The sequence below is a fragment of the Stutzerimonas stutzeri genome (assembly GCF_024448935.1).
Lineage (GTDB): Bacteria > Pseudomonadota > Gammaproteobacteria > Pseudomonadales > Pseudomonadaceae > Stutzerimonas > Stutzerimonas stutzeri_AO.
In genome coordinates this window covers 42223-66499 of record NZ_JAMOIE010000018.1, presented here as the reverse complement: position 1 = coordinate 66499, position 24277 = coordinate 42223, and the positions used below count along the sequence as shown (strand labels likewise).

The window sequence follows — 24277 nt, the reverse complement described above, 5'->3', positions numbered from 1 at the left end:
CGTACAGCTACTGCACATGGCGCAGGAAATGCGCCTGCTGACGCTGGGCACGATCAGCCTCGATGGCATCGAGATCCACGCCAACGCCTCGCGCCATAGTGCGCTGCCCCCTGGCATACAGAAAAACCTGGCCAGGGGGAAACCGCTGCCGCCGGGCATCGCCAAGCAGCTCGACAGCCCATTGCTCGACAGGCTGCCGCATTACGAGGATTACGAATGGCTGCAGGTGGGCAACGACCTGGTGCTGATGGCGATCGCCACCGGCACCCTCTACGAGGTGCTGAATCACGCGTTGGAGTGAGGCTTCCGGGCCAGACGAGCGCCGGTTGTCAAGCAACCCCGCACGCCGGCGGCCGTGGGTTTCCGCGGCCGAGCGCGCCATCCGGCATTGGCCCGAGCGGCAGCCGCGATCTGCCCGATCTGCCCCGATCTGCAGACAGCGCAGACGTCGCGGCCGCTTGGCTCAATGCAGGCTCAGTCCTCCCGATACGCTGATGTTCTGTCCCGTCACGAACGCCGCGTCATCCGAGGCGAGCCATGCCGCGGTACCTACCAGGTCCTCGGGGTATTCCAGCCGCGGGATGGCGGAAATGCTGGCAAGTGTCTCGCTCATTTCCTGGAAGTCATGCTCCTGGATCGTTTCGCTCTGCGTAAGGCCAGGGGAGATGGCGTTCGCCGTGATCCCGTGACGCCCGCCTTCAAACGCCAGCGCCCGGGTAAAGCCCACCAGCGCCGCCTTGGAGGTGAGGTACTGGACACCGTTGCCGCGCCCCATGAAAACGGTGTCCGAGGTGATGTTGATGATGCGCCCCCAGTTCTGGCTGCGCATGTCGGAGATCAGCGCGCGGGCACACAGCCAGCCACCCTTTACGTTAACGGCCATGACGCGGTCCCAGTCCGCCTCGTCCAATTCGTGAAAGGGCTTGGTGGCTCGCGCATAGCCGATATGCCTGAGCATGATCGCCGCGGCGTTCACCAGGATGTCGACCTTTCCGAAGTGCTGGCGGGCTTTTGCCACCATGGCCGTGACCTGAGCGGAATCGGCCACATCGCAGACCAGCGGCAATACCGCGCGATCCTCGCAAGCGATCTCTTCTGCTGCCTGGTTGAGGACCTCTTCGGTGGTGCCGCAGATGACCACCTCGGCCTTTTCCGAGTAGAGCCGCTTGGCAATCGCCTTGCCGATGCCCCTGCCGCCTCCTGTTACGAGTGCCACATGGCCTTGCAAACGTTCGCATTGCATATGGAAGCTCCTGCGCTTTTCGATGAAGGAAAGATTATCGGTAGTGCTCGCGGGACACGCTGCCGCGAATCGGCTGGCCTTCGACGAAGGCAGCCACATTGGAAGCCGCCAGGTCGACCGCCCGCTCGAGGACACCGGGCACCATCGCCGAGTTGTGTGGCGAGCCGATGAAGTTGGGAAGCTCGCAGAAAGGATGCGCCATCTCGAACGTGCCCGTGCTGAAGGGTTCGACCCACCAGGCATCGAGGCCTGCCTTGAACTGCGGGTGATCCTGCAGGTGCTGGAAAAGAGCGGCCTCGTCCACCAGCGCCGCCCGCGCGACGTTTACCAAGACAGCGTCGGGCTTCATTACCTCCAGTTCAGGACGGCCGATCAGCTGGCGCGTGTGCTTGTTGAGGGCAATGGAAAGCACGATGACGTCGGATTCGCGCAACACGCGGTCGAGGTCCTGCAAGGTGCCGATGAAGTCCACCACTTCCGGCGTCCTGCCGCTGGAGTTTATGGCGTGGATGCGACATCCGAGGCCTCGAAAGAGCCGCGCCGTGGCCTTGCCGATGCTGCCGAAGCCCAGGATGCCGACCGTGCAACCGGCCACCATGCGGTTCATTTCGAACTGGTTGAATTCGCCCTGCGCCAGCTTGTGATGGTTCTTCAGCAACTGCTTGGCCAGCGCCAGCACCATGGCCAGCACGTGTTCGGCCATCGGTTCGGCATAGGCGCCGACGTTGCTGGCAATGGTCACCGTCGCCGGAATCTCGTCGAAGGGAAGGTGATCGGCCCCCGCCGAAAGCAGCTGCAGCAGGCGCAACCGTGCCAGCAGTGGGTATTCCTCGCTGGTCAGTTCCTTGCGAGGGTTCCAGGAAAGAAGCACATCGGCTGCCTGCAGCGCCTGCTTGCGGCCCTCTTGGTTCAGCTCGCGCAGGAAGGAAACCGATATTCCCGGCGGAATCGTCTTGAACAGCGACGCTCTTTGTTGTTCATCCATGGGAAAGGTCACCACCAGGTGACTGGACTGGGTGTTCAAACTCACGGCGTTACCTCCCTTGCTGTCATGCTCCGCCTGCCGGGCTCATGCCGATCGGCAAGGCCGGCGCGTGCGCCATACCCTCTTCACGGACGCCCTTGGCCAAGGCCGCCGGGCGCTGGCCGCTTCAGCGGTGGGCGAGGCTGTAGGCCTCGATGAGTTCAATATAGTTCACAGGCTGCCGCCGTAGATCGACGAGCAGCCGGTTGCGTTGGCGACCTGCAGCCGGTCGCCGAACAGCTGGCTCAGCAGCCGCAGGTAGGGCGTCTCGCCGCAGTCGGCACAGGCACCGGGAAACTCGAACAGCGGCTGCAGGAACTGCACGCCGCGCACGCTGGAGAACGTCGACCCGCCCCCGGTCGTTGACCGGCAGCCTCTCGAAACAGGCGATGTTGACCCGCTCGCGCTCGAGGATGGGCAGCTTGTCGACGATGTTGAGCGCCTTGGTGTCGGGCTGAAGCGGGCTGTGCGCGGGGCAGGCCTCGATGCGCAATGCGCAGCCGGTGCAATCCTCCAGATAAATCTGCAGGATGAACCACGTATCGGGATAGCCGCGGGTGTTGATCGGCGCCGACGGGAAATCCGCCGGCGCGTTCTTGAGCAGCCCGGCCTCGTAATAGCGGCTGCGAATCACGCCGCGCGGGCAGACGAAGCTGCACTGGCCGCACTGGATGCACAGCTCCGCCCGTCATTCCGGCACGCTGTCGGAGACATTGCGTTGCTCGTAGGCGCTGGTCGCCGAGGGGAAGGTGCCGTCCGCCGGGATCTTGCTCACGGGCGAGGACGGGGTGATCGGATAGATCGCGCACAGCTCTCTGGGCTTGCAGGCGATCCTTGCCACCGCCGTGTTGGCACCCAGCGTGGCGCGCGCACTCGCTTCGTCACCTCCATCGTGCCGGGGGTCTGGGGTTCGGCGATCTCCGCCAGCATGTCGATCGCATGGCAGGGGCACTGCTCGAAGCACACCGCGCAGCCGGTGACTGGTGTCGAAAAAATAGCCGCGCGGCCTGGTAAGATCCCGACTTCAAATTTGAGACTGGGGTCGGGGTAGCGGATGAGTGTTCAGGTCATCATGCGGCAAGGTAAGCCAGAGTATGCCGTGCTGCCTTGGGAGGAGTATCAGGCGCTGCTGACGAACGGGCATGACGTAAGCGTCGCAAAGCCAGTGGAAGCAAGTGATACTGCTTTAGGCGCATTGCCGTCTTTCGAGATGTTGCCGATGTTGCCGATGTTGCCGATGTTGCCGATGTTGCCGATGTTGCCGATGTTGCGAGAGGCTAAGGGGTTGAGCCAAGAAGCGCTGGCGCATTCGGTGGGTATCAGCCCTGCTTATCTCGCCCTTATCGAAAGCGGTGAACGCGATCCCGATAATGCGATACGTCGCGCACTCGCCCGCGCATTGGAGGTCGAAGGATGGCAGCAGGAGGCGTGACAGGCACCGCAGCGTCAATCCGCATTAGCCGTGCACATTGGCAGGCGTTGTTGGACGAGTTGGCTGAGGTCCGGCGGCAGCACCATCTGGTCACGTACCGCGCGTTGGTCGAGCGGCTCCAGATGCCGCCGCCTGCCATGCAAACCTTGACAGCCGCGCTGGAATATCTGGCTGCGCTGGATGCCCATGCCGATCGGCCGCTACGTAGTGCGTTGGTGGTGAGCCAAGGGGCAAGCCGTCTGCCAAGAACCGGTTTTTTCGAATGCGCTACCCGCCTCGGGCGCTTTTCTGGTCCGGCAGACGGTTCTGCGGCCGCATCCTGGCACGCAGGCGAGGTTGCCCGAGTGTTCGAGTTTGATTATCCAGGGATCCCGTAATGCTGAATAACGTCCGTGCGCGAGTCGGTTATCGGTTTGCTCGCAAATTGATGAGCTCACGTTGGGCCGTTCAGCAACCGAAACTGTGGCGCTGGATGGAGGGTCAATTTTCGCGCATGGCTGCGATTGGTGATTCGAAGGCGCAGAGCTTTTACGGCCATATCCTGCTGTTTCGAGGACAGGGATTCGGTGCTAGGCAGGAGGGTATGCGTCTGCTGCGTCTGGCTGCCGAAAAGGGCGATGCCAAGGCCGCTTACCAGATGGGTGTCATCAGTCTGGGCGAAGACGCTATTCACGGCCCAGACGGGGCCAAGGCCGCGTATTGGTGGAAGCTTGCCGCCGAGGCAGGGCACCCCTTGGCGGCGGCCAGGTTGGCTCAGTTGTACATGGAGGGCGGCCATGGGCTCGCACGAGACGTGCAGCAGGCCGAACATTACAAGGCCAGTGCGGCCAGACTCGGACTTTGACTTCCTAAGACAGAGATAAAGCGTCCGCGTTTGCAGGCTAAAGCCTAGTACCTTTTGACTTAGTGCTTGGCGTCGGATGCCGTCTGCGCGATTGGCGTGACGCGGGCATTTCTTGCCATGGCTGGCGTCCGTACAATGCAGCGCTTTCTCGGTTGGGTCGTTTCTAATGCAGATCGCCTTGGCACCTATGGAAGGGCTCGTTGATGACATTCTCCGCGACGTTCTCACCCGTGTTGGCGCTGTTGACTGGTGCGTGACCGAATTCATCCGTGTGTCGGATCGACTGTTGCCGGCATCCAGTTTTCTTAAGCTTGCTTCGGAGCTTGAACGCGGCGCTGCAACCCGCGCAGGCACGCCGTTGCGTGTGCAGTTGCTGGGCTCGGATCCGCTCTGCCTGGCTGACAATGCGGCCTTCGCGTGCAGCCTCGGCGCCCCTGCAATCGATCTCAATTTCGGCTGCCCAGCCAAAACGGTCAACAAATCCCGCGGTGGCGCCGTTCTGCTCAGGGAGCCGGATCTGCTTCATTCCATCCTCCGAGAAGTACGTAAGGCGGTTCCGGCGCAGATACCGGTTACCGCGAAAATGCGTTTGGGTTTGGACCACAAGGACGGCGCGCTCGACTGTGCCCGTGCACTGGCCGATGGCGGCGCTGCGCAACTGGTCGTGCATGCGCGGACCAAGGTCGAGGGATACAAGCCGCCAGCGCATTGGGAATGGGTGGCTAAGGTTAGGGACGTCGTCAATGTGCCGGTGTTTGCCAATGGCGACATCTGGTCGGTCGAGGACTGGCGACGTTGCCGTGAGGTCAGCGGAGTCGAGGACATCATGCTAGGCCGCGGGCTGGTTTGTCGGCCGGACCTGGCTCGGCAGATCGCGGCGGCAAAGTGCGGTGCGCCGCTCGAGCCGCTGAGTTGGGACGATCTGCAACCGCTCTTGGCCGATTTCTGGATGCAGGCTAGACGCAAGATGTCCCCGCGCCATGCACCCGGCCGTTTAAAGCAATGGGTATCCCTGCTAACCCGTAACTATCCGCAAGCCGTTACGCTGTTCGCTCAGGTCCGGCGGGAAAGCGATTGCGAGCGGCTCGATGCGCTGCTGGGTCTGGACGGAAAGGCACAGGGTTTTAAGACGGCTGTCTAGCGTCCTCCGCTCACATCGAGCAAAGCGCCGCTGGTATAGCTGGCCTTGTCGCTGGCCAACCAGAGAATCGCTTCAGCCACCTCTTTCGCTTCACCGCCCCGACCCATGGGCACGCTGCTCCGTACCCGCTCGATGCGATCAGGCTCGCCACCGCTGGCGTGAATCTCTGTATGGATCACGCCGGGCCGTACGGCATTGACCCGAATGCCTTCGGCAGCGACTTCCTTGGCCAGGCCGAGGGTCATGCTATCTATCGCGCCCTTGGCGGCCGCGTAGTCGATGTACTCGTTGGGCGCGCCGAGTTTGGCGGCGATTGAGGAGACATTGACGATGGCACCTCCGGCACCGCCGTTGCGAGTGGACATGCGCTTGATCGCCTCGCGGGCACAGAGAAAGCTGCCGAATACATTTACCGCGAATACGCGTTCCAGGCGTGCTTTGTCCATGTCTTCCAGGCGCGTCTGGCGTTCGAGCATGCCGGCGTTATTGACCAGTACGTCGAGCCTGCCGAATTCGGCATCGAGCGCTTCGAACAGGCGTACGACTTGCGACTCGTCCGCGACGTCCGCCTCGACCGCAATTGCACGCGCGCCCCAGCTGCGCAGCTCGTTCAGTAGCTGGTCGGCTGCGTCCTGACGCGATCGAAAGTTCAAGCACAACGCATAGCCTTCAGCCGCTGCGAGCCTGGCTGTGGCCGCGCCTATGCCACGGCTGGCCCCCGTTATCAACATCACTTTCAACATAAAAAATCCTCGACGAACGGTCTTGGAAACAGGCGAGCAGTTGCTATTTAGGGCATTACAGGATGCCGAATGCGGGTCCTGTATGAACCACTCGCTGAATATCAGGAGATAGTGAAAGGAAGAGACATACCCGGAATATCACCAGATCGGAAAAAAAATCATCAACAGCAAAGGCCCGCTCCGGGATATCGTTATCGACAGCTTCGACGTTTAACTACCTCATTTATTGACGTCTTTTTTGGTCACCACGTCTTCCGCGAGGAACCGCTCCCCGCCTCGCACCCCTTCTGGCGCATGCCGCAGGTCACCATCACGCCCCACGTCTCCGCGCGCATCCTGCGCGAGGGGACCGTCGAGCAGATCGCCACCAAGATCCAGGCCCTCGAGGCCGGCCGGGAGATTACCGGCGCCGTCGACATCCAGCGCGGTTACTGATCCCGACGCAAGCCCGCCACGCGGCGGGCTTTGCATTTTCCAACGGCTCGAGGAAATACTAAATGGTCTGCAGCGAGGAGACCATCGAACTCGAGGGCGGCGAGCGCGGCCCGCTTGCGAAGCGGAGTCGCTCACGCTCTGTCTGCTGTGCTGATTTCGTAACTGCTGACCCATTGCAGCGTCATATACGCGGACGCTCTGCCAATAACAAACCGATCCCGGGAGCAGAACAATGAGTACACTTCGTCACTACGGCGAATACCAGTTGCAAATCTATCGCAACGGTCTCCGAGGCGAGCGGCCGCGCTTACCGATGCGCATGGAGGAGCTGGAAGCCGCCGCACAGGCGATTCTTCCGCCAGAATCCTACTGGTACGTGGCCGGCGGTGCCGGCGAGGCGACCATGCGCGCCAACCGGGAAGCCTTCGACCGCTACCCGATCGTGCCACGCATGCTTACCGACGTTTCTCAGCGGGACCTGAGTGTCGAGCTGTTCGGCCATCATTACCGCACTCCGCTGCTGCTCGCCCCGATCGGCGTGCAGAGCATCATCTGCCCCGAGGCGGAGCTGGCGGTGGCTCAGGCCGCCAGACAGCTCGGTGTACCGCAGATTCTCTCCACCGTCTCCTCGCATTCGCTGGAGTCGGTCGCCGAGACGCTCGGGGATTCGCCGCGCTGGTTCCAGCTCTACTGGCCGCACAGCGACGCCCTCGCCGTGAACCTGGTCCAGCGTGCCGAAGCCGCCGGTTATCAGGCCATCGTGGTGACCCTCGACACCAAGATGATGGCCTGGCGCGAGCGTGACCTGACCAGTGCCTTTCTGCCGTTCCTGAAGGGCCAGGGCTTGGCCAACTACATCACTGACCCGGTGTTCCGCGACGGTCTGGAAGCCGCTCCGGAAGAGGATATGTTTCCCTCGATTCAGCGTTGGAGCCAGGAATTCACCGACCCGAGCAAGACCTGGAAGAATCTGGAGATTCTACGCAATGCCACCGACCTGCCGATCCTGCTCAAGGGAATCATGCACCCCGAAGACGCGCGCCAGGCCGTGGCCCACGGTGCCGACGGTATCGTCGTCTCCAACCACGGCGGACGCCAGGTGGACGGTGCGCTGGCCGCCCTGGACGCACTCCCCATGGTGCGCGACGCGGTGGGTGACGCTCTGCCGGTGCTGTTCGACAGCGGTATCCGCAGCGGCTCCGATATCCTCAAGGCCAAGGCGCTGGGCGCCGACGCCGTGCTGCTGGGAAGGCCATATATCTGGGGGCTGGCGCTGGCCGGCAGTCAAGGGGTCGCGGAAGTCGTCCAGCGCCTGCTTGCCGACCTCGACCTCAGCATGGCGCTGGCCGGTAGCCGCTGCTTTCGCGACCTGGGCCGCGAGCTGCTGAGCCTGCCCGCGAAAGGCTGACCCCCGGCAATCCGGCTACACTGCTATAGTGATCAGTGTAGCCGGGCGCTGCCCCAACGCTGGGCCTTCCCATACTGAACGAAAGGATTCCGCGACATGGTTGATCTGGTAGCGCCCGAAACCCTAGGCATGTCACATGAGCGGCTGCGACGCATCCAGCGCTGGATGCAGGAACATGTCGAGCAAGAGCGGCTCGCGGGAATCAGCGTTCTGGTGCGTCGCCATGGGCAGAATGCCTTCTTCGATAGTGCCGGCAGCCTGGCAATGCATGCCGACAAGCCTATCGGAATGGATAGCATCTTTCGCATCTACTCGATGACCAAACCCATCGTCAGTGTCGCGGCCATGACCCTCTACGAAGAAGGCCGTTTTCAGCTCGACGACCCTTTGGCGCGCTTTTTGCCCGAGTTCGAGCAAATGCAGGTCCTGGTAGGCGGCGATGCGGACAATCCCCGCCTCGAACCCGCCAGAAGCCTTATCACCCTGCGTCATCTGTTCACCCATACCTCGGGGTTCACCTACGACTTTCTGAAGAGTTCACCGGTCGATGAACTCTACTATCGCAACGACATCACCTTCATGGGGGGTGATACCTCGCTGGCGGAAGTGGTCACCCGCCTGGCGCAGCAGCCGTTGTTGTGTCATCCGGGCAGCGAATGGCACTACAGCGTATCCACCGATGTGCTGGGACGCGTGATCGAAGTCATTTCTGGACAGCCGCTGGATCAATTCCTTCAGGAGCGGATTTTCAAGCCGCTGGGCATGGCCGATACCGCCTTTTCGGTTAGCGAAGATAAGCTGGACCGGTTCACGACCCTGTACACCACGGCCAGCGACGCCCCTCCGGCGCCTCCGCTGGGTCACGACATCACGCACGTAATCCCCGAGCCGCCAAGCGGACTGAAGCTTGCCGATCCGTCCGCCGGGGGCCGTTTCGCCAAGCCCGCCAAAGTGCTGTCAGGCGGCGGCGGCCTGACCTCGACGACCGCCGACTATCTGCGTTTTTGCGACATGCTGCAAAATAAAGGCGCGCTGAACGGCAAACAGGTGCTGGGACGTAAGACGGTGGAGTTCATGACCCGTAACCACCTGCCCGGCAGCATGGCCGATATGGGCCAGCCCCGCTTCAACAATGGCCATATGGGCGCCGGCCTAGGCTTCGGTCTGGGGTTCGCCGTGGTGCTCGACCCCGCCCTGGCACAAACTCAGGGCTCCGCGGGCGAGTACTTCTGGACCGGCATGGCGAACACCCAATTCTGGATCGATCCCCAGGAGGACATGAGCGTCATCCAGATGGCTCAGCTCATGCCGTCTTCGCTGTTACCCTTGCGCCGCGATCTACGCTCGCTGGTCTATCAGGCACTGGTCGAGTAACGCCGACGACGCTAGCCCATGATAACGAACTCCCGTGCAGGCCAGCTGCAGAAGGATGTTTCACCATAGCAGCGCTGGGCCCCTTGTGGGTAATAATCTCCATAAGCCGTCAGTGCGGTCCCACGGTCACCGCCCTCGCGCGCCCGCGAGACGCGAGACGCGAGACGCGAGACGCGAGAACAGGCACTCGCGCAACGCGCCACGCCGGCGCAAGTCGAATCCGCACAACCGGCGCAGCAGCGTATCGGCATTGAGCCGCTCCACCAGGGCAGCGGTCCCGGACAAGCCCAGCACCGCTTCAGCGACGAACGCACGTGCCAACGCCACGCGCTCGCGCGGCGGTCGTCCCACCAGGCCATGCGCCGACGGTACGAACCGCTCGATCTTCACGCATTCCCGGATGCGCAGCAGGCGTGACATCGTCGGCGTCAGCGATGCAGAAACATCCGCTTCGACCAAGGGCAGCAACGGGTGCTGAAAATGATGATGGAATTGCGTCAAACGCCCGCGCAGGGCAGTATTATTCGGCGGGTGTGGTTGCTGTTTTGAGACCACAATCATGCCTTCGATGACGATACCCGCTCCACTCTTTTTGCGCCGTTGCGAGCAGGCAGAAATTCACTGGCGCCGGGGTGTTTTGCAAGAGCCTCGAGAGTTACCGCGAACGCTACGGCATCGAAGACGTTGAGGAAATGCTCGCGACATTTCGCCCCATCCTCGAGCGCTGGACACAACTGGTGGACGCGGTGGAATTCGAGGAAGACCTGACGAAGCTCTACTGGGATCAGGTCTACTCCACGGTGGACGTTGAGAACTATGGCCTTTAATCGAACAAAAACAAGATAAGGAGATTCAGCCAATGTACCTGACTCAACCTTTGCACAAGGCCCTTCAGGAAGCCCCCGGCAGGACCGCAACCGTGTACGGCGACCGCCGCCAAAGTTACCGCGAATTTGTATCCCGCGTTGCCCGGCTGGCGGCGGGGCTTAAGACGCTGGGCCTGAAGACCGGCGACCGGGTGGCGATCCTGAGCCTGAACTCGGACCGCTACGCCGAATCCATCTACGCCACTTTCTGGGCCGGAGGCGTTATTAACCCGGTGAACATCCGCTGGAGCCCGGCGGAGATCATCTACTCCCTCGACGACTGCGAGAGCAGCTTCCTGATCGTGGACGATGCCTTCAGCCCCATGATCGGCCCGCTGAGGGAAGGATCGAAATCCCTGCGCACGGTGATTTTCGCCGGGGATCAGGAAGCTCCGGAAGGTAGCCAGAACTTCGAGGCACTGATCCGGGACAGCGAGGAAACCGAGGACGCCCTGCGCAAGAACGATGACCTGGCGGCGGTCATGTATACCGGCGGCACCACCGGCAAACCCAAGGGCGTGATGCTCAGCCACATGAATCTGTTTTCCAACGGGCTGGGGTCCCAGGCAGTGGCCAATATGCCCCTGCAGTCGGTGACCCTCCACGCGGCACCCACCTTTCACGTGGCCGGCACCGGCCTGATTCTGCAGGCGACCGCACGCCACAGTACCAACGTGATCATCCCCATGTTTGACCCCAGAGCCGTACTGGAGGCTATACAGAACGAGAAGGTGATCGAGACCTTCCTGGTGCCCACCATGTTGCGCATGGTCCTGGCGCATCCTGAGTTCCGGAACTACGACCTTAGCAGTCTGCAGCACATGATGTACGGCGCCTCACCCATGGACAGCACCCTGCTCAAACGAGCACGGGAAGCGATGCCGCAGGCGGGCTTCCTGCAGAGCTACGGCATGACCGAGCTGGCCCCCACGGTGACCATGCTTACCAAGGACTGGCACAGCGACGAAGGTTTCGAGAGCGGCAAGATGATGTCCGCCGGCCAGCCTCTGCCCATGGTGGAGATTCGCATTGTGGATACGGACGACAATCCCGTGCCCCATGGCACCCGGGGCGAAATCGTAGCCCGGGGCCCGGTGGTTATGCAGGGTTACTGGAATAAGCCGGAGCAGACCGCCGATGCCCTGCGTAATGGCTGGATGCATACCGGTGACGCCGGCTACATGGACGATGACGGGTTTGTCTACGTGGTGGACCGCATCAAGGACATGATCGTCACCGGCGGTGAGAACGTGTACTCCGCCGAGGTGGAGGAAGCCGTGTTGCAGATACCCCAGGTAGCCCAGTGCGCGGTGATAGGTGTGCCCGACGATGACTGGGGTGAGCGGGTCCATGCCACCGTGGTTCTGCAGGAGGGTGAAGACCTGACCCTGAATGACCTGATGGCCCACTGCAAGACCCTGATCGCCAACTACAAGGTCCCCCGCAGCCTGGACATTCGGGACGAACTGCCCCTGTCCCCCACTGGCAAACTGCTCAAGTACAAGCTGCGAGAGGAACACTGGGCAGACCGCAACAGGAAAGTCAGCTAACGACGTGATACCGGCACACAATTGTCTCCTACTGATAACAACAAGAAAACCGGAGTAACCCATGATCAACCTTAAAAGTCCCATCGCCGGCTTCTCGGCCGGTGTAGTACTTACCTCCCTCGTGGCCGTCGACAATCTGGCGGCACGGGAATTGAGCTTTGCCTCAGGCGCCACCCCCAACTCTATCGGCTCCAAGAGTATCGAAGTCTTTTCCGATGTCCTGAATGATCGTAGCGGCGGTGAGCTGTCGGTGAAGCCGTATATGCAGTCCCTGCTGAGCTTTATGGAAACCCCACCGGGCCTGCGGGACGGCATGGCGGATTTCGGGGCTGTATTGACCCCCTATTTCCAGACCGAGTTTCCCAGCACCGTCATGCTGACCGAGCTGACCATGCTGCTGGAACTGGACAACACCTCGGCCCGTGAGGCGACCTACGCCTTCGGCGGCACCATTTCTGAGTATGTGTTCAACAATTGCCCCGAGTGCCAGGAGGAATATCGCAACAACAATCAGGTCTTCCTCGGCATCTCCGGCAGTACGCCCTATACCCTGATCTGCAACGAGCCGGTAGCCACTCGAGAGCAGATCCGCGGCAAACGTATCCGCAGCGGCGGCCCCCAATGGTCCCGTTGGGTGGAGGCCATGGGTGCATCACCGGTTTCCATGGCGGTGAACGAGGTCTACGAGGGCCTGGGCCAGGGCGTGCTGGATTGCACCGCCCACAACCTGCCCGACCTGACCAACTTCAATTTTATCGAGGTCACCACCGACGTCACCCTCGGGGTTCCCGGAGGGATTTTCGGCGGCATAGCCACCCATATGAATGCGGATGCCTGGACGGGACTTTCAGCTGACCAGCGGAAGGACGTGCTCTACGCGTCCGCGGCCCTGGCTGCCAAGATTGCGCGACTCTATGTGGAAGAGCACGAAGAAAACCGGGCCCTGATCGAGGAGAAAGAGGGCATCACGGTTCACCAGGCAGGAGATGAACTCAAGGCGGCCACCCGCAGTTTCATCCAGAACGACATCGCAACCATCGCCCAGCGGTACCAGGAAAACAGCGGTCTTGAGCGTTCGGACGAGATGATCAATGAATTCCGCGAGATTCTTACCCGCTGGGTGACGCTGGTCAAGGACGTGAAGACGCAGGAAGAGCTTCAGCAACTGTACTGGGACCAGGTCTATTCAAAGGTTGACGTCACCCAGTACGGCCTGTAACCCGCCAGGCCAGTTCCGGTTGCAACCAATCGGCGAGCCGGGCTTTGACTGACTAGACGATCGGGGTCCTGCCCGTAAATCGTCGAATCAGACGAAGCCCGGATTTTGCGTTCCGGGCCACGCTGTTCTGACCTCTTTCCCAACACCCAGGCCCAATCATAACTGCGCCAGGAGACGCACCATGCACGGACTCATGCAGGACCAACCCCTGCTCATTCCATCACAACTGGAGCACGCAGCCACCTTCCATCTCGACTCGGAGATCGTGTCCAAAACCGTGGAAGGCCACATTCACCGGACCAATTACGGGGGAAGTTTCCACCCGGTCAAAAAGGTCGCCAATGCCATCAGGACCATGGGCGTGGAATTCCAGGACCGGGTCGGCACCCTCGCCTGGAAAACCCATAGTGGCGCCGGTACCAGGTCCAGACTCTGCGGTGGCGGTTATATCAGGTGGCGGGGCGGATTGTGCGCGATGCCGGCCAACTGATTCTGAAGAGCAGCGAGCCGATGCGGGCGTTGTACCAGGCGGTGCGGGAACGTAGCCGGGAAACGGCCAGGAGCGGCATACCCTGGACGCCGCCGGAAGGAAGGCAGTCGGAGTCCTGTCCAGGCGGTCGCGCCAGGGTCGTCTGCGCCTGGTGATTGGCCTTTTGCGCCTAGAGGACAACAGTTCGTCGAAACAGGGCAAAAGGGCTCGGCCTTGGCGCAAACCCAGCCTTGCCCTGACCGCTTGCGGACCTCTGAGGCCCGGTATTTGGCCCCTGCGCCAATGGCGATCGCGGATTTTGAGCCAGTGTTTCACACATGCGGATCAGCAGTGCTGAACTTCACCACTCCACCCAATCAAATCAACGACAAGGCTGGGTCGCTGGTTTAATCTGATCTCATCGCGCCTTGGCGAAGCTGGCCCCAAAAAAATCTCAGAGGGATGAAAATATGCCGGAACATGATCTGCAGTCACAGCTTGCGGAGCTGCGTAGTCAGCTAGCCTCGGACGCTCCGCTTACGGAAGAAGAGCGCGCGTCGCTGCAACTGATTGCTCAGGAGATCGAGCTGCGCCTGGCCAACCAGGGCATAGTCGATCATCAGAACGATTCACTGGTCGATGGCGTCAACCTGGCGGTCGAGCGTTTCGAAGTCAGCCACCCCAATACGGCAATGACGCTGCGCAACATCATGCAAACATTGGCGAACATGGGCATCTGAGCGCAATCTGCTCGAGCCAGCAGAGCGTGGATGGGTCCACGCTCTGCGACCACAGCGTTTATTGCCGAACCTGCCGGCCATTGGCTGGCAATAGGTCGTGGGTGCTGCGATAGGGATTGATATCCAGCCCGCCGCGACGCACATAGCGTGCATGAACGCTCAATCGATCAGGTGTCAGCACGCGCTGCAAGTCGAGGAAGATCCGCTCAACGCACTGTTCATGAAAGTCCGCATGTTGGCGAAAGCTCACCAGATAGGCGAGCAGGCTGCCATGGGCCAGCGCGGCGCCCCGATATTCGATCACCACTGTGCCCCAGTCCGGTTGCCCGGTGACGGGGCAGTTGGATTTCAGCAGGTGACTGTAGACGCACTCTTCGACCTGACGCCCAGAGTCGCTGCGTAGTAGCTCGGGGCGCGGTGAATCATAGTCTTCGAGGGTGACATCCAGATCATCGATACAAATCCCGTCTAGCGCTGCAATCCCCTCTTCAGCGACTTCGTCCAGCGTCCGCAGGCGAACGCCAACAGGCTTGCCGGCCGCAGCGGACAGATCCCTGACCATTATTTCGACGAGCGCCTGGCGGCTCTCGAATACCGACTGGTTCAGTGAGTTCAGATAGAGCTTGAAGGACTTGGATTCGATGATGTTGGGCGAGTCCGCCGGAATGCTGAATTCACCGATGGCCACCACCGGCTTGCCGGACGGCAGCAGCCAGGACAGCTCGTAGCAATTCCAGATATCGACGCCGCAATAGGGCAAGGTGTCGGCAGTCAGCCCCAGCTCGGCCCACTTCGGTGCGCGGGGGATAGGAAAGAGTTGCTCAGGACTGTAGGTCGCAACATAGGCGCTGGATTTACCCAGCGGGGACAGTTCGGCGGGGTGCTGCATGACGGGAACCTGTACGAAAAACGACCGCAAGTGTAGCGGTTCCCGCCCGGTTTACCATGGCCCGGCCGCCGTTTGCTCCCGAACGGTCAGCCGCTTGACCTAAAACTACTGGCGCATGCCTCGGCCGCTCTTGAGCAAGTGAATGCACCACAGGTACATGCATACTGCCGCCACCGCCATGAAACTGATGGCGATGCCGATACGGATATCCGAGACGCCCAGGATGCCGTAACGGAACGCGTTGACCATGTGCAGGATGGGGTTGGCCAGCGACAGCGTCTGCCAGAACGGCGACAGCAGGTTGATCGAATAGAACACGCCGCCCAGATAGGTCAGCGGAGTCAGCACGAAGGTTGGAATGATCGAAATGTCATCGAAGTTGCGTGCGAACACCGCATTGATGAAGCCACCGAGCGCGAAAATCGTCGAGGTCAGCGTAATCACGAGCAGCGTGACGCCGAGGTGATGCACCTGCAGATCGGTGAAGAACATCGACAGCAGCGTCACGATCAACGCAACCGCTAGCCCGCGGGTAATACCGCCGAGGGCGAAGCCGATCAGAATCACGTGAGGCGACACTGGCGAAACCAGCAGCTCTTCGATGGATCGCTGGAACTTGCTGCTGAAGAAGCTGGAAACCACGTTGCTATAAGAGTTGGTGATCACCGACATCATGATCAGCCCTGGCACGATGTACTCCATGTACGTGAAGCCACCCATTTCGCCGATCCGCGCGCCGATGAGATTTCCAAAGATGACGAAGTACAGGACCATGGTGATCGCCGGGGGCAGCAATGTCTGCGGCCAGATGCGTGTGTAGCGGCGGATCTCGCGATGAACAATAGTCTGCAACGCGACCAGGTTGGGCCGAAATTCCGCGTTCATTTGGCCACCTTCGGCAGGTTGTTTTCCACCATCGAAACGAAAAGTTCTTCCAGCCGGTTGGTCTTGTTGCGCAAGCTCAGCACTTCGATGCCCTGCGCTGAAAGCAGGCGGAACAGATCGGTCACGCCCTGGCTCTTGTCCACCTGTACCTCCAGGGTGTGGTGGTCGACCAGACGCGCCGGGTAGGCGCCCAGCTCCGGCGGCACCAGTTGCGATTCCTTCAGGTCCAGCAGGAAGGTCTCGACATGCAGCTGTTTTAACAGTTCTCGCATGCTGGTGTTCTTGACGATCTTTCCATGGTCGATGATGCCGATGTTGCGGCACAGCTGCTCGGCCTCTTCCAGATAATGGGTGGTGAGGATGATGGTGATGCCTTCACGGTTCAGTTCGGTGAGGAACGACCACATCGAGCGGCGCAGCTCGATGTCAACACCCGCGGTCGGCTCGTCGAGAATCAGCAGCTGCGGTCGGTGAATCAGCGCGCGGGCAATCATCAGCCGCCGCTTCATACCGCCAGACAGCATGCGCGATGACACATCGCGCTTGTCCCACAGCCCCAGCTGGTTGAGGTACTGCTCGGCGCGCTCCTTGGCGACCTTTGCGGGAATGCCGTAGTAACCGGCCTGGGTGACGAGAATGTCGAAAGCCTTCTCGAACTGGTTGAAGTTGAATTCCTGTGGCACCACACCCAAGCAACGCTTGAGCCCGGATGGGTCGCGGTCAAGGTCGTGGCCGAACACATTGACCGTGCCGCCGGTCTTGTTCACCAGCGTCGAAAGAATGCCGATGGTGGTGGACTTGCCAGCCCCGTTGGGGCCCAGCAAGGCAAAAAAATCGCCTTCAGCCACATCCAGATCAATACCCTTGAGCGCCTCGAAGCCGTTTCCGTAAACCTTGGTCAACTGCCGGATGGACAGAGCAGTACTCATATAAGAATGCACACAACGCGGAGAAAGATTCAGAATAGATAAGGGCGCGGTGAAGCAATTGCAACCGCGCTGCCGCCTGATGGCAGCCGCAGCCCAACGACCTATTCCCGTTTCGCCACGGTCGCGACGAGGCCTACTCTTTGGGATTGGAGCTGTAGGGCCGAACGCGTTCGGCCGTCGCAACCTGCGGCCGATAAATTCGGCCCTACAGGACCCTGGCCGCAGCGGTGACGCGCGTTAGGAGCGATCGCCCCCACAGTTTCACTGCGCCTGGAGAAAGTCATTCCAGAACTCACTATCCCCGCTCCGGTCACTATCTGAAACCAAACGCGTCGTCCTGTCCCTTCACCCTGCACTCCTCGAAAGCCTATGCTCAAGAAGGACGCCATTCGACTAACAAGGAAAACCACATGACCCTGCTCTGGCTGCTCGTGTTACTCATCGGCATCGCCGTGATTGCTCACTTACGGGTTTCCCCCGTCCCCGCGCTGGCTATCGTTGCGGCTTATCTGGTTCTTATGGGCGCGGCCGAGGAGACGCCGGCCTGGCTGATGGTCATCCTCTGGCTGGTGCTGATTGCCGTCGCGGTGCCTTTACTGGTGGCCGATCTGCGCATCAAGTATTTCAGCGGCCCCATGTTCGACTGGTTCAAAAAGGTCCTGCCGCCTATCTCCGACACCGAGCGTGATGCCATTGACGCTGGCACGGTCTGGTGGGACGGACAGCTGTTCAGCGGCAAACCGGATTGGGACGTGCTGCTGGGCTATCCAAAGGCCGTGCTTACCGAAGAAGAACAAGCCTTTGTCGATGGCCCGACGGAAACCCTGTGCGCCATGGTCAGCGACTGGGAGATCGGCCAGCGCATGGACCTCCCTCAGGAAGCGTGGGATTACATCAAGGCAGAAGGCTTCTTTGCGCTCATCATTCCCAAGGAATACGGCGGCAAAGGCTTTTCCGCCTACGCCCACTCACAGATCGTCATGAAGCTGGCCACCCGCAGCGGCGACCTGGCGACCACCGTGATGGTGCCCAACTCCCTCGGCCCGGCCGAGCTGTTGATGCACTACGGCACCGACGAGCAGCGCAACCATTACCTGCCACGCCTGGCCAGTGGCACCGACATTCCCTGCTTCGCCCTGACCGGACCCTATGCCGGCTCCGACGCCGGCGCAATGAACGACAGTGGCGTGATCTGCCGCGGCCAATGGAAAGGCGAAGAGGTGCTCGGGCTGCGTCTGAACTGGGAGAAGCGCTACATCACCCTCGGCCCGGTCGCCACGCTACTCGGTGTCGCCTTCAAGACTTACGACCCGGAGCACCTGCTAGGGGACGAGGAAGAACTGGGCATCAGTCTGGCGCTGATTCCGACCGATACGGCTGGCGTCGAGATCGGCCGCCGTCACCTGCCCCTGGGCGCGGCGTTCATGAACGGCCCGAACTGGGGTAAAGATGTGTTCGTGCCCCTGGACGCGATCATTGGCGGGCGCGACATGATCGGCAAAGGCTGGATGATGCTGATGAACTGCCTCTCGGTCGGGCGTTCGATCTCACTACCGGCTACCGGTGCCAGTGCGGCCAAGACCTGCAGCTACGTCAGCGGGCGATACGCGCAGATCCGCGAGCAATTCAACGTACCGCTGTCGGCATTCGAAGGTATCCAGGAACCGCTTGCGCGAATCGGCGGCAACGCCTGGTTGATGGACAGCGCGCGGATTCTGACCGCCAACGCGGTCGACCTGGGGGAAAAGCCGTCGGTGCTTTCGGCCATCCTCAAATATCACCTCACCGAGCGCGGCCGCGAGTGCATCACCGATGCCATGGATATCCACGGCGGCAAGGGCATCATCATGGGACCGAACAACTACCTCGGCCGCATGTGGTTGTCGGCGCCCATTTCGATCACGGTCGAAGGCGCGAACATTCTCTCGCGCAACCTGATGATCTTCGGCCAAGGCGCAATCCGCTGCCATCCATTCGTGCTTCGCGAAATGGAACTGGTCCATGAGCCTGACCGCGATGCCGCCATCAAGAAGTTCGATACGCTGCTGATGCAGCATATCGGCTTCGCCGTCAGCAACACGGCTAGCACGCTGGTACTGGGTCTGACCTTCGGACTGTTCGGGAAGGCGCCGGGCAACCAACTGACCCGACCGTATTTCCGATCCCTGGACCGGATTGCAGCGGCATTCGCGATGCTCGCCGACCTGTCCATGATGTTGCTCGGCGGCGAGCTCAAGCGCCGTGAACGGCTCTCGGCGCGCCTGGGTGATGTGCTCAGCCACCTGTATCTGGCGTCGGCAGCGCTCAAGCGCTACCACGACCTTGGTCATCCGGCCGAGCAAGCGCCGCTACTGCGCTGGGCGCTGGAAGACTGCCTGTACAAAGCCGAGCAAGCCCTCGCCGACACGCTGGCCAACTTCCCCAACCGCCTGCTCGGTGGCCTATTGAAGGTATTGGTGTTTCCCTTTGGCGCTCGCCACAAGGGACCGTCAGATTTGCTGGATACGGAAGTCGCCGGCATTCTCGGGCGTCCGGAAGGCGACCCCGCCTTGGAGCAGATCCTGGAGGGCGTCTACCGCCCACATGGTCAGGACGAAGCCTTGGGTGCGCTGCGAGACGCGTTCGACACCCTGGCGGCCGCCCAGCCACTGCAGAAGAAGCTGCACAAAGCGCTCAAGGCGGGCGATTTCAAGCCCACTGCAGGCGAGGATCCGATCAGCGCAGCCCTCGCCGCTGGCGTATTGGATGCCGCCGAAGCGCAGCAGCTCACCGCTGCAGAGGCGGCGCGCCGCAAGGTCATCAGCGTGGATGATTTCGACAAGGAGCCGTTGGAGCTAACCGAAGGCATGGTTCGCTAGCTACTGCTGGCGACTCGTTTACTACCGACCCTATGGTCTCTGCCAAGCGTCGCGCGCAACACGCGGCGCTTGGCAAGCCACCTTTCCAACCAATGTCTGTCGCCCTGCAGGCAGCACCGTCAGCTAATGCCGGCTCCAGGTGAGAGCGCCCCGCCTTCTTCAAGGCACGTGACCACGCCGCAGCAATCCGACCTGCGTACCGAACCCAGTCCCACCACTCGAGTCAACTAGACACGTCCCCAATCAATCCGCGCACCTCTATAATCGAGCGCCCAACCCGACACAGGTGAACCATGGCCAATCCTTATCACGATCACAACCTGGCACTTCTGGCCCATCTGCGTGGCATCCTGCTTGCCATGGGTGAAACCGAACAGGTTTCGGAAGAAAGCCATGCGTTGTTTCTCGAGCGGTTCGACGAGCTGATCATGAACCTTCAGAACGTGCCGGAAGAACGGCACATGGGCCAGGACATGATCTGCCAGGTCTTCCACCGCTATCCGCAGATTGCCCATCTGGTCCCGCGAGATCTGCTCTGGTACTTCGGTGGGGATTGCTTGCACTTCATGCCGGACGAAGAGATCGAAATCTTCCAGCGGCTCGAAGAGCGCCGCTATGAAGCGGAGCAGAACGACGAGCCCTTCGACTGGAACATGGAAAGACAACTGATGAGCATGCCGGAACAGAGCCCTCGGCACTAAGCCCCTCCCCCAGATCGCCGTCTTACCAGGGCTTGGGCGCTCTACCGAGCCGAACGGCTGGGCGCCGATTTCTTACCGGCTGGAGCAGGGCCGCCGCAATCCCATGCGCGCGGCTCGCCTTCTGACTTTACGGTTGGTTGGCTGCCTCGGCAGCCTTGATCAGGTCCTTGCCAATGTCGTTCTCGAACTTGTCCCACACCGGTCGCATGGCTTCACGCCACTTGGCACGCTGCTCGGGGGTCAGTTCGATGACCTCGCTGGTGCCGGCCTTTTCGATCGCCTGGCGCGCTTCACGGTTGAGGTCGCCGGCCTGCTTGTTCACCGCGACGGTCACTTCTTCCATCACTTTTTCCAGTTCGCTGCGTACATCCGCCGGCAGCCCATTCCAGAACTCGGTGTTGATGATCACCATGTAGTCGATCACGCCGTGGTCGGAATGAGTAAAGTACGGCTGCACTTCATGCACCTTCTGGCTGTAGTAATTCGACCAGGTGTTCTCGGTGCCGTTGACCACGCCGGTCTGCAGGCCCTGATAGACCTCGGCGAAGCTCATCTTGCGCGGGTTGGCGCGAATGGCCTTGAACTGCTCTTCCAGCACATTGGAGGCCTGTACGCGGAATTTCAGGCCGCGCGCATCGCTCGGCTCGCGCAGCGGCTTGTTTGCCGACAGCTGCTTCATCCCGTTGTGCCAGTAGGCCAGGCCGGTGATGTTCTTGTCCTTCATGCTGTTGAGTAGCTGCTTGCCCTCGGGGCTGGCCTGGAAGCGGTCGACCGCCTCAATGTTGTCGAACAGGAACGGCAAATCGAAAATCTGGATCGCCTTGCTGTAATGTTCGAATTTCGCCAGCGAAGGCGCCAACATATGCACGTCACCGAGCAGCAATGCCTCCATCTCCTTACCGTCGCCGAACAGCGAGGAGTTGGGATACACCTCGACCTTCACCTTGCCGGGCAGGCGCTCCTCGGCCAGCTTCTTGAACAGCAGAGCGCCCTGCCCCTTGGGCGTTTTGTCCGCCACGACATGGGAGAACTTGATGAGAATGGGATCGGCGGCCTGGGCAAGGCCGAAGACGGAGAGAGAGAGCGCACAGGCGAGCGCTTTGAGGCTGATTCGCATGGGTAGTACCCCTTTTGTTTTTGTCGGTTAGTGCATATTCCGGGCGAAGTGGTCAGGGGACCGCTTGCCCGGCGCGTTGTAGCAGGCGGCGGGCACGACCGAGCACCGGAGCATCGACCATTTGTCCGTCCACCACGAAGACCCCATCGCCGGACGCGCCGGCCGTGAGGACACGTTGTGCCCAGGCCAGTTCCTCGGCGCTGGGCATCAGCGTTTCGTGCACCACAGCCACCTGGCTGGGGTGGATGCACAGCAGCCCGCCAAAGCCCATGTCACGGGCGTCGGCAGCGAACTGGGCGAGACCATGCAAGTTCTTGATATCCGGAAAAACGCTGTCAAGCGGCGGCGCCAAACGCGCCAGCCGTGAATACAGTAACAGTGCATAGCGCGCCTGATCGAGGATACGTTCGGCGCCCGGCGTGCCACTGGCAAGCCCCAGATCCAACCCCAGATCCAGCGCGCCGAAGGACAGCCGCTCGACGCCTGCGGCGGCGGCGATTTCCGCCAGCGCAGCCAGCCCGCGGGCGCTTTCGATGATCGGCCAGACCGGCTTGCCACAGGCTGCTGCGTCCGCCACCTGGGCGGCGCTTTCGACCTTGGGCAAGAGCACGCCGGTCACGCCGGCATGGGCCGCGCAAACCTTCAGGTCTTCGGCCTGCTGCGCATGTCCCGCCGCATTGATGCGCACCAGTACATGCGCAGACGGATCGGCAGCAAGAAAGGCGTCCAGATGGTTTCGCGCCGCAGCCTTGAGGTTTTCCGCAACGGCATCCTCGAGATCGACGATCACCGCATCGGCACCGGACGCCAGGGCCTTGGGGATTCGATCTGGGCGAGTGGCAGGGACGAACAGTGCGGTGCGCACAATGCTTGGGGTCATGGCAATCTCGTTTTATCTATTGGCTCATACGCACCCGCAGCAACACCGCTCTGGCAGGAGCGAGCCTGCTCGCGAACAGGCGGCTGCATCATGACGGTCGGATCGCCAGCAAGCTGGCTCCTACACGCGACGGGCTCGTTCAGGCCTGTCACACCGCTCCCTGCTCGTGCAGGCGCTGTATGTCGTCCGGCCCATAGCCCAGTTCCGCCAGCAGCGCATCGGTGTGTTGGCCGAGCGCGGGGATGGGGTCCATACGCGGCGTGAATGCGGCGTTACGCCCCGGCGGCAACAATGCGGGCAGTCGCCCGGATGGGCTGTCCACTTCGCTCCAGCGCTGGCGGGCCTTGAGCTGTGGATGAGCCCAGACACCGGCCATATCGTTGACGTGAGCGTTGGCGATGGAGGCCGCCTCGAGGCGCTCGATCACCTGTTCGTCGGTGAGGGTCGAGAAGGTCTCGATGATGATGGCGCGCAGTACCTCGCGGTTTTGCGAGCGCTTGAAATTGGCGGAAAAGCGCTCGTCATCCGCCAATCCAGGTTGCAGCAGCACCTTGTCGCAGAACATCTGCCATTCGCGCTCGTTCTGCAAGCCCAGCATGACGGTGCCGCCGCCCCCGGTGGGAAAAGGGCCGTAGGGATAGATAGTGGCATGCGCGGCGCCGGCACGCGGTGGCGGTGCCGCGCCTTCATAGGCGTAATACAGCGGATAGCCCATCCACTCCACCAGGCTTTCCAGCATGGACACGTCGATGCGGCTACCCTCGCCCGTCTTGTCACGCAGCATCAATGCCGAAAGCACCCCGGTATAGGCATACATGCCGGCAGCGATGTCGGCGATGGAACAACCGGCCTTGGCCATCTCGGTCTCACCCGGACCACCGGTGACGGAGAGAAATCCCCCCTCACTCTGGATCAGCAGGTCGTAGGCCTTCTTCTGTTCGTAGGGGCCGCCTTCGCCGTAGCCGGAAATGTCGCAGACAATCAACCTCGGGAAGCGCTCGTGCAGCGCCTCGAATGACAGGCCCATGCGCGCCGCAGCGCCGGGGGCGAGGTTCTGCACCAGCACGTCGGCCTTTGCCAGTAGCTGATCGAGCACTTCACCGGCGGCGCCCTGCTTGACGTCGAGGGTCAGGCTTTCCTTGGAGCGATTGGTCCAGACGAAGTGCGAGGCCAGACCGTCCACCCGTTCGTCATAACCCCGGGCGAAATCACCGGAACCAGGGCGCTCGATCTTGATCACCCGCGCGCCGAGGTCCGCCAGTTGGCGCGTGCAGAACGGCGCAGCAATGGCGTGTTCGAGGCTGACCACGGTGATGCCATCGAGTGGGCGGGGCTTGGCTGTTTTGTCATTCATGTTTTCTTCCTGCAATCTCGGTCATGCCAAGCGCTCGTAAACGTGCATGACACTTCTTGTAGGGTGGGCTTCAGCCCACCGGAGCATGTCACCCGGTGGTGGGCTGAAGCCCACCCTACGAGTATGCAATCTCGGTTTAGCCCGGCGTGGTTGCATACACATGGCTTCTTCGTATT

At 61.3% G+C, this 24277-nt stretch carries 26 protein-coding genes and 1 pseudogene; 15 read left to right on the top strand and 12 right to left on the bottom strand.

What is annotated here, in order from left to right:
- Positions 1-100: 100 nt before the first annotated feature.
- Positions 101-301 (top strand): annotated as a pseudogene (locus NA637_RS07770) (anti-virulence regulator CigR family protein); the annotation flags it as partial.
- 162 nt (positions 302-463) lie between these two features.
- Here NA637_RS07770 and NA637_RS07765 read toward each other — a convergent pair.
- The 4 genes from NA637_RS07765 to NA637_RS07750 form a co-directional block, all read right to left on the bottom strand.
- Positions 464-1243: an SDR family NAD(P)-dependent oxidoreductase gene (locus tag NA637_RS07765; RefSeq protein ID WP_256071734.1), complete on the bottom strand. Its 780-nt coding sequence runs from the start codon at positions 1241-1243 to the stop codon at positions 464-466.
- Positions 1244-1277: 34 nt separating this feature from the next.
- Positions 1278-2273, bottom strand: coding sequence for a 2-hydroxyacid dehydrogenase (locus NA637_RS07760; RefSeq protein WP_256071733.1), 996 nt, complete (start codon positions 2271-2273; stop codon positions 1278-1280).
- A 121-nt stretch (positions 2274-2394) separates the two neighbouring features.
- A complete protein-coding gene (locus NA637_RS07755; RefSeq protein ID WP_256071732.1) occupies positions 2395-2901 on the bottom strand; it encodes a hypothetical protein in 507 nt (168 codons plus the stop codon).
- Between the two features lie 54 nt (positions 2902-2955).
- Positions 2956-3219 carry a hypothetical protein gene (locus tag NA637_RS07750; protein WP_256071731.1) on the bottom strand — a complete coding sequence of 88 codons (264 nt, stop codon included), beginning with the start codon at positions 3217-3219 and terminating at the stop codon, positions 2956-2958.
- 102 nt (positions 3220-3321) lie between these two features.
- Here NA637_RS07750 and NA637_RS07745 point away from each other — a divergent pair, with 102 nt between their 5' ends.
- The 4 genes from NA637_RS07745 (at position 3322) to NA637_RS07730 (ending at position 5684) form a co-directional block, all read left to right on the top strand.
- Complete coding sequence (locus tag NA637_RS07745) at positions 3322-3699, top strand: helix-turn-helix domain-containing protein (RefSeq protein WP_256071730.1); 378 nt, start codon at positions 3322-3324, stop codon at positions 3697-3699.
- Positions 3681-4076 (top strand): hypothetical protein, encoded by a 396-nt coding sequence (locus tag NA637_RS07740; RefSeq protein WP_256071729.1) that lies wholly within the window; start codon positions 3681-3683, stop codon positions 4074-4076. Before NA637_RS07745 ends, NA637_RS07740 begins: the two co-directional genes overlap by 19 nt.
- Positions 4076-4543: a tetratricopeptide repeat protein gene (locus NA637_RS07735; RefSeq protein WP_256071728.1), complete on the top strand. Its 468-nt coding sequence runs from the start codon at positions 4076-4078 to the stop codon at positions 4541-4543. Before NA637_RS07740 ends, NA637_RS07735 begins: the two co-directional genes overlap by 1 nt.
- Positions 4544-4709: 166 nt before the next feature.
- Positions 4710-5684 carry a tRNA dihydrouridine synthase gene (locus tag NA637_RS07730; RefSeq protein WP_256071727.1) on the top strand — a complete coding sequence of 325 codons (975 nt, stop codon included), beginning with the start codon at positions 4710-4712 and terminating at the stop codon, positions 5682-5684.
- Here NA637_RS07730 and NA637_RS07725 read toward each other — a convergent pair.
- Positions 5681-6427 (bottom strand): SDR family oxidoreductase, encoded by a 747-nt coding sequence (locus tag NA637_RS07725; RefSeq protein ID WP_256071726.1) that lies wholly within the window; start codon positions 6425-6427, stop codon positions 5681-5683. The two genes, NA637_RS07730 and NA637_RS07725, sit on opposite strands and share 4 nt — an antisense overlap.
- A 69-nt stretch (positions 6428-6496) precedes the next feature.
- On the opposite strand from NA637_RS07725, the gene NA637_RS07720 reads away from it, so the two are divergent.
- The 3 genes from NA637_RS07720 to NA637_RS07710 all read left to right on the top strand — a co-directional run bounded on the left by NA637_RS07720 (position 6497) and on the right by NA637_RS07710 (position 9644).
- A complete protein-coding gene (locus NA637_RS07720) occupies positions 6497-6862 on the top strand; it encodes an NAD(P)-dependent oxidoreductase (protein WP_256071725.1) in 366 nt (121 codons plus the stop codon).
- Positions 6863-7094: 232 nt separating this feature from the next.
- A complete protein-coding gene (locus NA637_RS07715; protein ID WP_256071724.1) occupies positions 7095-8270 on the top strand; it encodes a lactate 2-monooxygenase in 1176 nt (391 codons plus the stop codon).
- 96 nt (positions 8271-8366) lie between these two features.
- The gene (locus tag NA637_RS07710; protein ID WP_256071723.1) at positions 8367-9644 is read left to right on the top strand and encodes a serine hydrolase domain-containing protein; all 1278 of its coding nucleotides are present in this window, start codon (positions 8367-8369) and stop codon (positions 9642-9644) included.
- A 126-nt stretch (positions 9645-9770) separates the two neighbouring features.
- On the opposite strand, the gene NA637_RS07705 is transcribed toward NA637_RS07710, so the two are convergent.
- On the bottom strand, positions 9771-10145 hold the full coding sequence (locus tag NA637_RS07705; protein WP_256071722.1) for a transposase: 375 nt from the start codon (positions 10143-10145) through the stop codon (positions 9771-9773).
- 131 nt (positions 10146-10276) lie between these two features.
- Here NA637_RS07705 and NA637_RS07700 point away from each other — a divergent pair, with 131 nt between their 5' ends.
- From NA637_RS07700 to NA637_RS07680, 5 genes are all read left to right on the top strand, one after another.
- Positions 10277-10471 (top strand): hypothetical protein, encoded by a 195-nt coding sequence (locus NA637_RS07700; RefSeq protein WP_256071721.1) that lies wholly within the window; start codon positions 10277-10279, stop codon positions 10469-10471.
- Positions 10472-10503: 32 nt separating this feature from the next.
- Entirely contained in the window at positions 10504-12060 is a 1557-nt protein-coding gene (locus NA637_RS07695) for a long-chain-fatty-acid--CoA ligase (protein ID WP_256071720.1), read from the top strand.
- 61 nt (positions 12061-12121) lie between these two features.
- The gene (locus NA637_RS07690; RefSeq protein ID WP_256071719.1) at positions 12122-13279 is read left to right on the top strand and encodes a C4-dicarboxylate TRAP transporter substrate-binding protein; all 1158 of its coding nucleotides are present in this window, start codon (positions 12122-12124) and stop codon (positions 13277-13279) included.
- A 181-nt stretch (positions 13280-13460) separates the two neighbouring features.
- Positions 13461-13769, top strand: coding sequence for a hypothetical protein (locus tag NA637_RS07685; protein WP_256071718.1), 309 nt, complete (start codon positions 13461-13463; stop codon positions 13767-13769).
- A gap of 449 nt (positions 13770-14218) precedes the next feature.
- Positions 14219-14488 carry a DUF4404 family protein gene (locus tag NA637_RS07680; protein ID WP_256071717.1) on the top strand — a complete coding sequence of 90 codons (270 nt, stop codon included), beginning with the start codon at positions 14219-14221 and terminating at the stop codon, positions 14486-14488.
- A gap of 58 nt (positions 14489-14546) precedes the next feature.
- Here the strand turns inward: NA637_RS07680 and queF are convergent, their stop codons facing one another.
- The 3 genes from queF to NA637_RS07665 all read right to left on the bottom strand — a co-directional run bounded on the left by queF (position 14547) and on the right by NA637_RS07665 (position 17191).
- Positions 14547-15377 carry an NADPH-dependent 7-cyano-7-deazaguanine reductase QueF gene (queF, locus tag NA637_RS07675; protein WP_256071716.1) on the bottom strand — a complete coding sequence of 277 codons (831 nt, stop codon included), beginning with the start codon at positions 15375-15377 and terminating at the stop codon, positions 14547-14549.
- 105 nt (positions 15378-15482) lie between these two features.
- Positions 15483-16262: an ABC transporter permease gene (locus tag NA637_RS07670; RefSeq protein WP_256071715.1), complete on the bottom strand. Its 780-nt coding sequence runs from the start codon at positions 16260-16262 to the stop codon at positions 15483-15485.
- Positions 16259-17191, bottom strand: a complete 933-nt coding sequence (locus tag NA637_RS07665) for an ABC transporter ATP-binding protein (protein WP_256071714.1) — start codon at positions 17189-17191, stop codon at positions 16259-16261. Before NA637_RS07665 ends, NA637_RS07670 begins: the two co-directional genes overlap by 4 nt.
- Positions 17192-17601: 410 nt before the next feature.
- Between NA637_RS07665 and NA637_RS07660 the strand changes: the two genes are divergently transcribed.
- Both NA637_RS07660 and NA637_RS07655 read left to right on the top strand, forming a co-directional pair.
- Positions 17602-20049 carry an acyl-CoA dehydrogenase gene (locus NA637_RS07660; RefSeq protein ID WP_256071713.1) on the top strand — a complete coding sequence of 816 codons (2448 nt, stop codon included), beginning with the start codon at positions 17602-17604 and terminating at the stop codon, positions 20047-20049.
- A gap of 293 nt (positions 20050-20342) precedes the next feature.
- On the top strand, positions 20343-20750 hold the full coding sequence (locus NA637_RS07655; protein ID WP_256071712.1) for a PA2817 family protein: 408 nt from the start codon (positions 20343-20345) through the stop codon (positions 20748-20750).
- 127 nt (positions 20751-20877) lie between these two features.
- Here the strand turns inward: NA637_RS07655 and NA637_RS07650 are convergent, their stop codons facing one another.
- The 3 genes from NA637_RS07650 to NA637_RS07640 all read right to left on the bottom strand — a co-directional run bounded on the left by NA637_RS07650 (position 20878) and on the right by NA637_RS07640 (position 24101).
- Entirely contained in the window at positions 20878-21867 is a 990-nt protein-coding gene (locus NA637_RS07650) for a TRAP transporter substrate-binding protein (RefSeq protein WP_256071711.1), read from the bottom strand.
- Positions 21868-21919: 52 nt separating this feature from the next.
- On the bottom strand, positions 21920-22747 hold the full coding sequence (locus NA637_RS07645; protein ID WP_256071710.1) for an HpcH/HpaI aldolase/citrate lyase family protein: 828 nt from the start codon (positions 22745-22747) through the stop codon (positions 21920-21922).
- Between the two features lie 148 nt (positions 22748-22895).
- Positions 22896-24101 carry a CaiB/BaiF CoA transferase family protein gene (locus tag NA637_RS07640; protein WP_256071709.1) on the bottom strand — a complete coding sequence of 402 codons (1206 nt, stop codon included), beginning with the start codon at positions 24099-24101 and terminating at the stop codon, positions 22896-22898.
- Positions 24102-24277: the final 176 nt, after the last annotated feature.

Bases quoted from the DNA above. Each gene is read 5' to 3' on its own strand.
- NA637_RS07765 (WP_256071734.1), bottom strand. From the start codon at position 1,243: ATGCAATGCGAACGTTTGCAAGGCCATGTGGCACTCGTAACAGGAGGC.
- NA637_RS07745 (WP_256071730.1), top strand. From the start codon at position 3,322: ATGAGTGTTCAGGTCATCATGCGGCAAGGTAAGCCAGAGTATGCCGTG.
- NA637_RS07740 (WP_256071729.1), top strand. From the start codon at position 3,681: ATGGCAGCAGGAGGCGTGACAGGCACCGCAGCGTCAATCCGCATTAGC.
- NA637_RS07735 (WP_256071728.1), top strand. From the start codon at position 4,076: ATGCTGAATAACGTCCGTGCGCGAGTCGGTTATCGGTTTGCTCGCAAA.
- NA637_RS07730 (WP_256071727.1), top strand. From the start codon at position 4,710: ATGCAGATCGCCTTGGCACCTATGGAAGGGCTCGTTGATGACATTCTC.
- NA637_RS07725 (WP_256071726.1), bottom strand. From the start codon at position 6,427: ATGTTGAAAGTGATGTTGATAACGGGGGCCAGCCGTGGCATAGGCGCG.
- NA637_RS07720 (WP_256071725.1), top strand. From the start codon at position 6,497: ATGCGGGTCCTGTATGAACCACTCGCTGAATATCAGGAGATAGTGAAA.
- NA637_RS07715 (WP_256071724.1), top strand. From the start codon at position 7,095: ATGAGTACACTTCGTCACTACGGCGAATACCAGTTGCAAATCTATCGC.
- NA637_RS07710 (WP_256071723.1), top strand. From the start codon at position 8,367: ATGGTTGATCTGGTAGCGCCCGAAACCCTAGGCATGTCACATGAGCGG.
- NA637_RS07695 (WP_256071720.1), top strand. From the start codon at position 10,504: ATGTACCTGACTCAACCTTTGCACAAGGCCCTTCAGGAAGCCCCCGGC.
- NA637_RS07690 (WP_256071719.1), top strand. From the start codon at position 12,122: ATGATCAACCTTAAAAGTCCCATCGCCGGCTTCTCGGCCGGTGTAGTA.
- NA637_RS07685 (WP_256071718.1), top strand. From the start codon at position 13,461: ATGCACGGACTCATGCAGGACCAACCCCTGCTCATTCCATCACAACTG.
- NA637_RS07680 (WP_256071717.1), top strand. From the start codon at position 14,219: ATGCCGGAACATGATCTGCAGTCACAGCTTGCGGAGCTGCGTAGTCAG.
- queF (WP_256071716.1), bottom strand. From the start codon at position 15,377: ATGCAGCACCCCGCCGAACTGTCCCCGCTGGGTAAATCCAGCGCCTAT.
- NA637_RS07670 (WP_256071715.1), bottom strand. From the start codon at position 16,262: ATGAACGCGGAATTTCGGCCCAACCTGGTCGCGTTGCAGACTATTGTT.
- NA637_RS07665 (WP_256071714.1), bottom strand. From the start codon at position 17,191: ATGAGTACTGCTCTGTCCATCCGGCAGTTGACCAAGGTTTACGGAAAC.
- NA637_RS07660 (WP_256071713.1), top strand. From the start codon at position 17,602: ATGACCCTGCTCTGGCTGCTCGTGTTACTCATCGGCATCGCCGTGATT.
- NA637_RS07655 (WP_256071712.1), top strand. From the start codon at position 20,343: ATGGCCAATCCTTATCACGATCACAACCTGGCACTTCTGGCCCATCTG.
- NA637_RS07650 (WP_256071711.1), bottom strand. From the start codon at position 21,867: ATGCGAATCAGCCTCAAAGCGCTCGCCTGTGCGCTCTCTCTCTCCGTC.
- NA637_RS07645 (WP_256071710.1), bottom strand. From the start codon at position 22,747: ATGACCCCAAGCATTGTGCGCACCGCACTGTTCGTCCCTGCCACTCGC.
- NA637_RS07640 (WP_256071709.1), bottom strand. From the start codon at position 24,101: ATGAATGACAAAACAGCCAAGCCCCGCCCACTCGATGGCATCACCGTG.